This is a genomic window from uncultured Fibrobacter sp., assembly GCF_946062555.1.
In the GTDB taxonomy this organism is placed as follows: Bacteria; Fibrobacterota; Fibrobacteria; order Fibrobacterales; family Fibrobacteraceae; genus Fibrobacter.
Genome location: NZ_CAMGVQ010000029.1, coordinates 33392 through 44589 on the forward strand (window position 1 = coordinate 33392; position 11198 = coordinate 44589).

General features: G+C 40.5%; 7 protein-coding genes. 4 read left to right on the forward strand and 3 right to left on the reverse strand.

All coding sequences use genetic code 11. The features are described from left to right. Positions 1-20 precede the first annotated feature (20 nt). The 3 genes from Q0P86_RS09890 to Q0P86_RS09900 all read right to left on the reverse strand — a co-directional run bounded on the left by Q0P86_RS09890 (position 21) and on the right by Q0P86_RS09900 (position 4237). Positions 21-1247 carry a restriction endonuclease subunit S gene (locus Q0P86_RS09890; RefSeq protein ID WP_295039138.1) on the reverse strand — a complete coding sequence of 409 codons (1227 nt, stop codon included), beginning with the start codon at positions 1245-1247 and terminating at the stop codon, positions 21-23. A gap of 179 nt (positions 1248-1426) precedes the next feature. Next, entirely contained in the window at positions 1427-3166 is a 1740-nt protein-coding gene (locus Q0P86_RS09895; RefSeq protein WP_295039140.1) for a class I SAM-dependent DNA methyltransferase, read from the reverse strand. A 225-nt stretch (positions 3167-3391) separates the two neighbouring features. Further along, positions 3392-4237, reverse strand: coding sequence for a metallophosphoesterase (locus Q0P86_RS09900; RefSeq protein WP_295039142.1), 846 nt, complete (start codon positions 4235-4237; stop codon positions 3392-3394). Positions 4238-4600: 363 nt separating this feature from the next. Here Q0P86_RS09900 and Q0P86_RS09905 point away from each other — a divergent pair, with 363 nt between their 5' ends. Genes Q0P86_RS09905 through Q0P86_RS09920 form a run of 4 tightly spaced genes read left to right on the forward strand, consistent with a single transcriptional unit; the run spans position 4601 to position 11124 of the window. Beyond that, entirely contained in the window at positions 4601-6004 is a 1404-nt protein-coding gene (locus Q0P86_RS09905; RefSeq protein ID WP_295039144.1) for a Wadjet anti-phage system protein JetA family protein, read from the forward strand. Then, a complete protein-coding gene (locus Q0P86_RS09910) occupies positions 5991-6644 on the forward strand; it encodes a DUF4194 domain-containing protein (RefSeq protein ID WP_295039146.1) in 654 nt (217 codons plus the stop codon). Before Q0P86_RS09905 ends, Q0P86_RS09910 begins: the two co-directional genes overlap by 14 nt. 2 nt (positions 6645-6646) lie before the next feature. Beyond that, positions 6647-9889 (forward strand): SbcC/MukB-like Walker B domain-containing protein, encoded by a 3243-nt coding sequence (locus tag Q0P86_RS09915; RefSeq protein ID WP_295039148.1) that lies wholly within the window; start codon positions 6647-6649, stop codon positions 9887-9889. After that, on the forward strand, positions 9886-11124 hold the full coding sequence (locus Q0P86_RS09920) for a Wadjet anti-phage system protein JetD domain-containing protein (protein WP_295039150.1): 1239 nt from the start codon (positions 9886-9888) through the stop codon (positions 11122-11124). The genes Q0P86_RS09915 and Q0P86_RS09920 overlap by 4 nt, the downstream gene beginning before the upstream one ends. The last annotated feature ends 74 nt before the right edge of the window (positions 11125-11198 follow it).

Consider the following 11198-nt stretch of genomic DNA (forward strand, 5'->3'; position numbering starts at 1 on the left):
TTGTTATAAACCCACGATGGTTATACCGCGAGTTTGCCGCTCATGAGGCGGGGCAAGAGCAGGTCGCGCTGTTTGATGAGGTTCTCTGTTTCCATGGCAAGTTTTTCTATTTGTGCATGGATAGGTGAAACCAGGTCTTCAAATTTTTTCATTATTTCAGAAGGTGGAAGCATTACATCGCCTTTCTTCAAGAAATATTCGAATTTGAAATTTATAATTCCCGTAGATTGAAGTTGGAAGCGATCAATAATTCTTGTTTCGTACAGAAATTGCATCCAATAATAAAAATAAACAGGAGATATCTTTTCTTTTTTCAATCTAACCAATTTGCAAAAACTAGCACATATAACTTGTCCGTTAAATCGATCCAGCATTTGCTGAGAAACCAATATCGTTCTTCCGACAGGCTGCTCTGCGGTTCCACCAGAAACTTCAAGAATTATATCACCGGGCTCTAATTTGCGTGCTTTGTAATTACTTTCCTTGTGAAAACGATTGGGACATGTGCCTAAATCGCCTCGTTCTACAAATGGGAAATCGGCACCTCTAATTACTTTTGCTTCTACAGGGAAATCTGAACTATATTCATCTTCTCCCCAGCCACCACCAATGTAATATTCAAACACATCTTGCATTTTAGCAAGGGTAAATGTTGAAGGGATTTTTCCCATATTGCTAGGCACGAATCGTGTAGTTTCGTGGCCGGGAAAGCGGAAGCGAACGAACCATTCCTTGTAAAGGTTCTCCGCCATCTGTTCCAAGATTTTGATTCGCTTATTGTTGTTTTCTATCAGGTTGTCGTAAGCGGAGAGAATGGAGGCGATTTGCTTTTGAGTTGGCAACGGAGGAAAAAACGCTTGAACATTATATAAAAGATTTGGCGTTACATGAGGGATCGCTGCTCCACGTTGCGAACCGAGAAGTTGAGATTGTTTGAGCTTTAATAAGTAATAAACAAATTCATAGTTTACGTCATCTTTTGGTTCTATGAGAAAACCATCCGTCACAAATATCGGTTCATTCCAAAAGGAAACATAACCTGCAGATGCTCCACTTCGAGAAACTACTATCGCTTTTCCCGTATGATTGTATTTATCAATATAGTAGGCCGGTTCGCGACCACCTAATATGACAGGATAAATGCCGGGATTAGAGTCTTTTTTTGTTATAGTTTGTCCCTTCTTTATAACAAAAAAACGATCTAATTTCACAATTTCCCAAGTAGTATTCATATTTAACTTTTCCAAGATTCTTCGATTTTCTCTATCGCAACGCTTCTCGCAATGACGTTTCTGGGGTGTTGCGGGGTGTCCCCGCAGAAGGGGTAGCGTAAGACACTTGGAGATTCCCGCCTTCGCGGGAATGACAGCGAAGGATGCGGGAATGACAAGTGGCTGTAGCGAGGGGAAGGCTTTCCCCTTTGTTCCTAAAATAACGCATTCAAATTCTCGGCGATTTCTTTTTCCAACTTCTTCGCTTCGGCGCTTAGTTTCGTGAAGTCGTCGTTCAACCCAAGCATGGTCTGCTTGAATTCAGCTTCGGTCATGCCATCGTCTTCAATCACCACGCCCACGTAGCGACCGGCATTCAGCGAGTAATCCTGATCCTTGATTCCGTCTTCGCCGTCGATTTTCGCGACCTTGCAGAGCCCGATTACGTCCTGGTATTTGCCGTTGGGGAAACGTTCGGCGAGCCAGTCGATTTGCGCCTGCCAGTAATCCTTGGTTTTGACTTCCTTGTCGTCGCTGTTTGTGGGGGCGTTCTTGAGGTTATCCCTGTATTCCTTGAGCAGGTCCTTGAACAATTGCGTATCGCCTTCGTAGAGTCGGCTGATGACGGCGAGGTTCTTTATCTGTTCATCGCTGAACTTGCGGTGTGCCCTGTCCACCTGCGTAAACACGTTGCGCGCGTCAATGAAGAGAATTTCGTCTTTCTTTTTGCTGTTTGCCTTTTGCTTGTCGAAGAACCAGAGCGTTGCCGGGAGCGTCACCGAGTTGAACATGTTCGAAGGCAGCGTCACCATCTGGCTGATAATTCCTTCTTCGACCATTTTCTTGCGGATTTCGTATTCGCTCTTGCCCGCATCGCTTGCGGAATTAGCCATGACGAGTGCAGCCTTGCCGTTTTCGTTCAGTGCGGTCGCAAAGTAGCCAATCCAAAGGTAGTTCGCATTGGGCACAGTTTCCTTTTTGTCGGTGCCCTTCTTTGCGGACTTTGTCGCGTTACGCGGCACGCCGTAAGTGCTGAAGCGTTCGTCTTTCTGGACTTTTTCGACGACGACTTCATCGACGTTGAACGGAGGATTTGCCATCACGTAATCAAATTGCCCTACCGCATTGTAGGGGTCGCTGTAGAAGGAGTTCGCCTCGGTGATTTCGCCACGCACGTTGTTCAACAGCAGGTTCATCTTCGCGAGCTTTACGGTGTCGGGTTCCTTTTCTACGCCGTAGCAGCGGAAATTCATCGCCGTGTCGTTTTCGGCGCTGGCATTGTGGCGGTGCATGTAGCGAGCCGCCTGCACGAACATACCGCCCGAACCGCAAGCGGGGTCCAGGAATTTCTTGTTGATGCCGTGGGGCTGCAACACGTTCACCATGTAGCGCACAACCGTTGCGGGGGTATAGAATGTTCCGCCGTCCTTGCCTTCGGCGAGTGCAAAGTTGCCCAGGAAGTATTCGTAGATTTCGCCGAACAAGTCGATGCTGATGTCTTCGGGAATGTCCTTGAACACGCGCACGATTTTCGAGAGCAGTTCCGGTTCTTCTTCGGGAACGAGTTGCGCGTAAACATCCTTGGGGAGTACCCCTTCCATCTTTTCGTTTTCGTCTTCGATGGCCTTCATCGCCTTCTTTACGAGGGTCGCCTTCTTGGCGTCATCCGGGGCGTCGTTGATGGCGTCGAAGTAGGCACATTCCGGCAGGTAGAAACCGCACTTTTCGATGGAGATGTCTTTCAGGGTGCGGGCACGGCGTGTGCCCTTGAGCTTTTCGAACTCGGCGTTGATTTCGTCTTTGTGCTGTTTGTACAAAATGTCGGCATAGCGCAAAAATATGAGGCCAAGAATCGGCTGTCCGTACTTGTTTGCGGCGAGGTGCGCACCCGCACGGAGCATATCGGCAGAATGCCAAAGACGGTCTTTCAAGTTCTTAAGTTCAACGTCGGTCATAATCGTTCCTGTGTATCTTTGCGCAATATAGATTTTTGCGAGGGAATGGGGCTGCAGACGGGAAAAGTTTTCAACGAAATACGGAAAAAATTATGGCATCGCAGATGGAGCGTTCCAAATCAGAGACATGCTCTTTATACCCATTTAACATTTCAAAATGTTAAAAGCAAGAAAAATGTTAATAGAACGCATGAAAATCGTAAATTTACGCAAAAAAAGCCTTTTTCACTCCATCTCCACCAAGAAATCTTCCCGTTTTAGCCCATATTCTGCGAAGGGGTTCTCGTCGGGGTAGCCCACGGGATTGCACAGCAGCAAGTGCCTTTTGCCAAGTTTGTCAATGTACTCTCGCTTGATGGCGGTATGCGTGTGGCCTGCTTGCCAAATACTCCCGTCATCCAGGTTCTCAAGATAATCCGCCCCGTGGAAATAGAAGAAGTTTGAGTAGGGGTCTTGCCGGTACCGTTCGGGCATTTTGAATTCCAGCGGAAGAAAGTGCGACATCATGATTTTCGGGCGTTGTGCAGTAAGTTCGCGAAATACAATGTCATAATGCCGCCAGAGTTTGTCGGCGTTGTTCTGCATGTATTTCCAGTGACGAGCGTCGAACCAGCGTGTCGCCCACAGGATTTTGTTCGCAATTTCGGACGCGGCAGGCGAATGCTTGTACTTAAAATCGCACATACCCATGCAACCCGCAACGCCTTCTGCGATGCGGTTTTCGAGCAACTGAATGTTCGGGATTTTTCCTGCTTCAGCAAGGAAGTACTTTATCTTGCTCTCGGATGTAGCAAATTCCTTGTCTGCTCCGAAGCGCCCCAGATGCTCAGTGATGATGTCGTGGTTCCCGAAACACACGTAAACCGCACTGTATTTTTCGGCAATGAACTTCAGGAACTCCACATAAGTAAAGTAATCGTTCGCGATATCGCCCGCGATGCAGCACGCATCCGCCGGCAAGAAGCGGCGTTCAAAGAAGTCTTCAAATTCCATACGCAGTATGTCGATTGTGCGAAACACTGGCGACACATAGAAATCGAGATGTAGATCGCTGATAAAATAGTAAGTCATACCCCAAATCTATACTCGCTGTTTTTGGGCGTCAAGCGTTTGAACTGCGAGCTGGATTTCCCAAAATTTCAATAAAATTCGGACATTTTATGAATATTCCGTATTTCGTTGAAAATTTTTTTCGGTTTTAAAATGCGGGTATTGGAAAACTTGCTGTGACATTTTACTGTGACTTTTTTTTGCAATGTCACAGTAAATTCTATATAAAATGGCGGAACAGCCTACCCATCCCTTCTTGTCAGCTACAAATACAAGCCCAACACCTGATTTCTTTCAAAAACTATTCAAAATACACTTATAACATCAAGATAAAGTTTTTTGTCACTAAATTGTCAAAAAAATTGGGTATATTTTATTGCGAATATGTTTAGCGTTTTCGATGTTGTTCCTAGCGACTTTTTTACGGTTCTTGGCAGCAAGAACCGAAATCAAGCCGTTTATTCAGAATTGCTACTAAAGATTTACAACTTATTTGACAATGAAATTTCATATAGGATTCTTCGAGACATCGTTCGTGATACAATAGCTGCATACTTATTGGAAAACCATATTGAAATTCAAGGTGATGACGCATCTGAATTAGGGTTAGAGTCCGATTGGAATATAAAGGCGAATTTTATTATTAGGCGTTTTGTTCAAGCTGGATGGTTAGAAGAAGAAACGGATGATACTACGCTTGAAAAGACAATAGTTATGCCTGATAACGGCATAGCATTGGCCCAATTTATTGAAAAACTGAAGCGTCCTACACGATTGGAATTTTCCGTTTCTATCAATACTATTTTTTACACATTAGAACATTGGGCCCAGGGGGAACAGAATCCCTACAAGTTGATTCTGACGCCAGTGTATGATGAAGCCAGCAAACTTTCCTCGGCACTGAAGAAACTTGCCACCTCTATCAAAAAAATCATTGAGGGCATGCTCCGAGAAGGCTCCTTGGTCAGTTTGACGGAGAATATCATCAAATATTGTGACGGTGACTTTATCAAAGAGTATTCGCGCCTTGTTCAGCAACAAAATATCCATTTGTATCGAGAAAAAATTTCTAGACGGTTAGAGGATTTTAAGGGAATTGGGTATTTTGGATCTCTTACACAAAGTGTTATGGATGAAGAAGGCTGTGCTAGAGTTGAAGCGGAAGATAAGGTTTTAAGGATGCTGGATAGTACAAGACGCTTTATCCATGACGATTACAATAAGATTATGAAACGTATTAAGGATCAAATTAATGCGTATATTAAAATTGCGATTGCACGAGAACGTATTCTTCGAAATAAGGGTAAGGATAACCGTGGAAATGTAGAAGAAACTATACGATATCTAGTCCATAATTTTGATGAAGATAAGTTGAATAAGATAGATGAAGAAATCCAGTATCTTTTCCATATTCATGATTATGAGTTTGTAGACAAAACGTCTCTGCAATATCCGCATAAAAATCAGAGTATTCAATCGAATATCGAAGCTGATGTTGTTGAAATGAGCGTTGAAGAACGAGAACGCCAGAAACGGCAATTGCAAAAGGAATCGTACAATCCATATTCCAAAGAGCTGATGAAAAAGTTCTTAGACTCTCGATCAACCAATGGAAAGTTTGATAGTTCTAACCTTACCATAAACGAGAAAAAAGATGTCCTTGCATCTATGGCTGCTGTGACGTACGCTCGCGAAAACGGATACCTGATAGAAATTGATGAAGATTTTGTCGAATCAGACGAATTTAAGATTCGGCATTGGAGGGCAAAAAAAGATGTCAACAATTAATGAGATGTGGGACGATCTCACTGCTTCTGAACAGTTGGTGTTTAAAAAGTGTTGCCGCCGACTTTTGAAAGAAACCTTCATTGTTCGAGACATAGACGATGATAATCGCAAGATGTTCTTCTTTGTTAAATCAAACGAAGGGCTTTTTTCGGATTATTTGAACTTGATGGGCTTTGATATTGTTGTGAAGGACAATGGAGTTGTGATGCTTCAGAATAAAAGTGTCGATGTTGTTGTTTCCAAGCAGAGATTCAATAAATTCCAAAGCATCATTCTCTGTTGCTTGTGGACCTTGTATATGGATAAGGTTCAATCAGGCTCCTTATCCAAGCAAATCACGGCGACTTTCCCAGAATTGAATGCTGAATTGGAAAAGTTTGAATTCAAGGGCGCTTTTGACGTTAAAAGTAATCTAAAAACTGCGTTACAACTTTTTGCAAGATACAACTTAATCTTTGTCAATTGGAATGCACCTGACAATGAACGCTTGATTGTTCTTTATCCGTCTATTCAATTTGCTTTAGATGAATCTGAATTTGCCACGTTTGTTACGAGTGTGCGAGAAAGAATGATGAATGCAGGCCCTCAAAGCGAGGATGTGACTGACGAAGACTTTGATGCGGAAGGCGAGGAGGCATAATAATGGAATACCGTAAAACCGCAAAGAAACTTCTGTTGATAAACTGGTCTTGCTTCCAAAATGTTTGTATCGAGTTGGGTAGCTCAACCCTATTTACTGGTGTTAACGGCACTGGAAAGACCACAATACTCGACGCAATGTCTTATTTGCTGTTTGCCAATACGCAGTTCAATCGTGCTGCAGACGATAAAGAAAGAACGGTAAATGCTTACATTCATGGTGACCGCAAGACAAACGGTTCCAACAGATACCTTCGAAAAGATGCGGTTGTCAGTTATATTGTAATGGAATTTAATTCCCCTACAGAAGGCGATTTTGTTGTTGGCGTGAACATTGAATCTCGTTCCGCGCAGGATTCTGCCGAATCTAAATGGTTTATTTTCCAGAATGCAAAGATTGATGATTTTAATTTCAGGTCTATTGAAAATGGAAAGTTAAGTGTTGCCAGCGGAAGAAATCTCACTAGAAAGGGTGTTCCAGTAAAAGCTTCAGAAATGCTGGGACGTGATAAAGCAAAACCTCAGATTGCGAGAGCTTTGGGGCTTCGCGTAAATGATGGCGAATTTAAAAAATATGTTGAAAAAATTTTAAAGATGATGGCTTTTAAGCCAGAAAAAAATGTTGAAAAGTTTGTGAAGGATTCTGTACTTGTGCAGAATGATGTGAATTCTTTACAATCTTTGAGAGAACAGAAAAATCATTATAGTGAAGCTGTTCAAATGTTGGAGAATAACCAAAAGCGTAAGGAACTTTTGGAAAAAATTGAAACAGCAACATTTGCTTACGAAAAACAGCTGAAATACATGAAAATTCGTAAGATGATGTATAGCTATCAGTTTCTTCAAAAAGATCAGCAGGAATTAAAACAATGCAAAATTCGTTCAAAAACGTTAGAACTTGAAAAGGGAACGCTTGAAAAGCAAAAAAAATCCGTTGACTCGGAGTTAGAGGTTGCTCGTAAAAATCTTACTAAAGTTGAGAATTCAAATAGAACACTTAGTGATTCGCTAAATGATAAAAATAATGAACTTAAGAAGTGTAAAGATGAAATTGAAAAATGCGAATCTGCTATTGCTAATTTGAAAAATCTCCAAATTGCGATAACGCAATTGATTCCTCAGATTGAAAATGATGTCCAGATATTTAGAGAATCTCAGGAAGTTCTTAAGAATCTGGCAGAGCCGGGAATCGATCCATTTGAAAAACAAACTCGCTTTATTGAATTTGGGGATCAAATCAAAGCTGCTTGTGATCAATATTCGGCTGATAAAGTTCGTTTAGAAGACAAGAAGAAAGAATGTATTAACGCCCTTTCTGATATTGAAAAAGATATCAAAGATTTGCAGTCTAAGAAAATCATTTTCCCGCGAGATGCCGAATATGCTAAAAAAACAATTCAAGATGAATTTGGAAGTCGTTCCATAAAGTCTGAGGTTCGTTTCTTTGCAGAATTGGTGGAAGAAATCAAGGATGAAAACTGGCATAGGGCTATAGAAACTTTCCTTGGTCGTAAACGTTATTACCTAATTGTTGATGACGAATATTGTGATGTCGCCTTAAGAATTTTGAAGGATAAAAAGCTCACTAACGCAAATGTCGTTTTGTCTGACAAAATTCCCGATAGCGATATTGAAAAGGAATCTGCCGCAGAAATTTTGGAAATCCAAAATAAGGCTGCACGTAAGTATGCCAATTATTTACTGAACGGAATACATCTTTGCAATACTATCGAAGAACTTCACGATCATCCGAAGGGTGGTTTGATGAAAGATGGCATGCTGGCCAAGAGTTACGCGGCATCAATGATGAAAATCAATGACGTTGTTCCTTGCTTGGGCAAAAATGTCGTTGAATTGCAGTTGCAGTTGAAACTGCGAGAAAGAGAACGAAAAGAAAAAGATTTGCAAAGACTTATCGACCAAATAAATGTATTTAGTGATTTGTTGCGCTTGTGTGACAATATTGAATGGGAACCAGAAGAATATGATTTTGAGTCTGTAGAAAAAGTCCCGCAGTTGAAAGGGCTACTTGGACAGATTGCAAATGAAATAGAAGATCTTAAGAAAAGTCCTGAGATGCTTCGCGCTATTCAAGAAATTCAGATGGCGACCGATAAGGTCAATAATCTACAAAATGAATTTTCACGTATTGATAGAGAATTAGGGAAGAATGAAACTTCTCAAAATGTAAATAATCAGTCCATTGCAACTTTGACTCAGAGTATTGAAAATCGGATGGCTGATTATCAAGGGTTGCTCCAGACAAATCTTGAACTTGAAAAGGAAATGCTTGATTTATATAATCAGATGACGAGACAGCAAAACAATGTAATCGTTATTGCTGAAAAGACGATAAAAAATGCAACGTCCGACTTGAAAGACAAAGAAAAATCTCTTGAAGACATTCAACTTGAATACAATAGACTTGCCGGAAAGGATTTGAACGAACGCGGCGTAGCCTATATTCCATTCTATCGTGAAGAGTATCGCGACATTGCCAATGCAAAACTTGATGAAGCGAAGAATAAATTGGAAGTTGCCTCTACAAAGCTTCGCAATGCATTCCTTCACGATTTTATTGCGGAACTGAAAGAAAATATTGAAAAGGCTAAGGAAGAAATTGATGTCATCAATAGGGAATTGAAGAAAATTCCTTTTGGCATTGACTTTTATCAATTTAAAATGGAAGAGAGATCGGATCGAAAGATTTTCTTCGATATTTGTAACAATCTTGAAAGTTATGTCAAAGATCCGGACTTTTTCAATCCACAGAAGGTTTCTCAAGAAAAGTTCAATGCTGATGTGCAGAAATTTTTGGATGATATTTTGCAGCAGGGTTCCGATGAAATGGAATACTCTGATTACAGAAATTATTTTGTTTACGACATGAGTATTCGTCGTAAAACTGGTGAAGAAATGAACCTTTCCCAGAAGCAAGGCTCTGCTAGTGGTGGCGAAAAACAAACTCCTTATTTCATCATTCTTGCCGCTAGTTTAATGCAGTTCTATCCAAAGGATAAGAATTGTGCTCGTTTGGCATTTATAGATGAAGCGTTCTCGGCTTTATCTAAGGAACGTATTGAACAGATGGTTCGGTTCTTAGAAGAAAATCACTTTCAGGTGTTCTACGCCGCTCCACCAGAAAAAATAGATAGCATTGGTAGCCATATTGATAATACGGTTGCTCTGTATTCTGATGGAAAATATACCATCGCCGAAGAAGGGTTGCGAAAGGCCGTAGTATGAATTTAAATAGTCGTCAAAAACTGATTCTAGAAAAACTTTTGCATAAATATGAAGGTAGCAAAACCTATAAGGGCGAAAACTTTGTTCGCCAGACGTTTTCTATAGCGCCGACAGATGTTTACCCCAAATATAACGATGATTTTGAAGATGTTAATTCAATTGAGGATTTTGAAAAAGAGTTAAAGAATCTTGAGTCTGAAAACCTGATTTCTACGGAAAGCAGAAATCAACATGTTGTAAAAATTTCAGCCAATACGACCGATGATTATTGGCCAAAAGTGCGCAATATTCTGGGTGTAAAAGAAAGAAAACTTCAACAACAAGAAGAGCTTAATTTTTTCAGAAGTTTTCTCTCAAAGAATTCTGTTATTGTCGATTTCTGCAAAACGCAAATCAGTCGTATCGAGGCGGATAAAAAGGCCGCATACCCTTTGGAAGAATCGGCTAATATCATAAATTTGCTTGATTACATCCTTTCGGATCATCCTGAAATACTAGAGCGAGAACTTTCTATCGAAGTTCTCCATGATTCCAAGAAATGGGAAAAAATCTATCGTACGAAAGTTTGCAAAATTCTTCAAGAAAGCGGGATTTTTCATGAAATCATAGATGGTTTGGAGGAAACCAAAGAAATTTATGACACGATTTTGGAAAATTTGAATGTTTATAAAAATCCTTCTTACATCTATTTCAAAGGAAGTGCAAAAATAAAATTTACTGATGGTCGAATATTAGATGTGATGCAAAATAAGGCTTTGGCCTTACCCTCAACAGAAGTTAGCGATATTGATGAAATTGATATTCTCAACAAAACTGTGATGACTATTGAAAACCTGACTTCTTTTAATCGAGTGCGAGGTACAGATGTATTCTTCTTGTATTTGAGTGGTTATCATAACAGCATCAAACAAGTGCTGCTGAAAAAAATATTTGATCAAAACCAATCAAAGAATATTTTGTATTATCATTTTGGCGATATTGATCCCGATGGCTTTTATATTCTTGAAAATCTCAGAAAAAAAACTGAGATAGATTTTAAGCCTTATTGTATGGATGTTAAAAGTTTGAAAAAATATCGGAATTATACCAAGTCTTTTGAATCTAACGACATCAAAAAAGCGGAATCTTTAATTGCAGTCGGAAAATATGTTGATATTGCAACATATATGCTAAATAACAAAATTAAACTAGAACAAGAAATTATTAGTTGGATGAGTTCTGATGTAGATGTTTGACAGAATAAACAATGCTTAATGATTATTCCGGTGCGGCGGAGCCGCCAGTCCGGAAAAATGGGAGCCACCATTCC

Excerpts from the sequence above, each read along its gene's own strand:
- Q0P86_RS09915 (WP_295039148.1), top strand. The coding sequence starts at position 6,647 with ATGGAATACCGTAAAACCGCAAAGAAACTTCTGTTGATAAACTGGTCT.
- Q0P86_RS09910 (WP_295039146.1), top strand. The coding sequence starts at position 5,991 with ATGTCAACAATTAATGAGATGTGGGACGATCTCACTGCTTCTGAACAG.
- Q0P86_RS09920 (WP_295039150.1), top strand. The coding sequence starts at position 9,886 with ATGAATTTAAATAGTCGTCAAAAACTGATTCTAGAAAAACTTTTGCAT.
- Q0P86_RS09895 (WP_295039140.1), bottom strand. The coding sequence starts at position 3,166 with ATGACCGACGTTGAACTTAAGAACTTGAAAGACCGTCTTTGGCATTCT.
- Q0P86_RS09905 (WP_295039144.1), top strand. The coding sequence starts at position 4,601 with ATGTTTAGCGTTTTCGATGTTGTTCCTAGCGACTTTTTTACGGTTCTT.
- Q0P86_RS09900 (WP_295039142.1), bottom strand. The coding sequence starts at position 4,237 with ATGACTTACTATTTTATCAGCGATCTACATCTCGATTTCTATGTGTCG.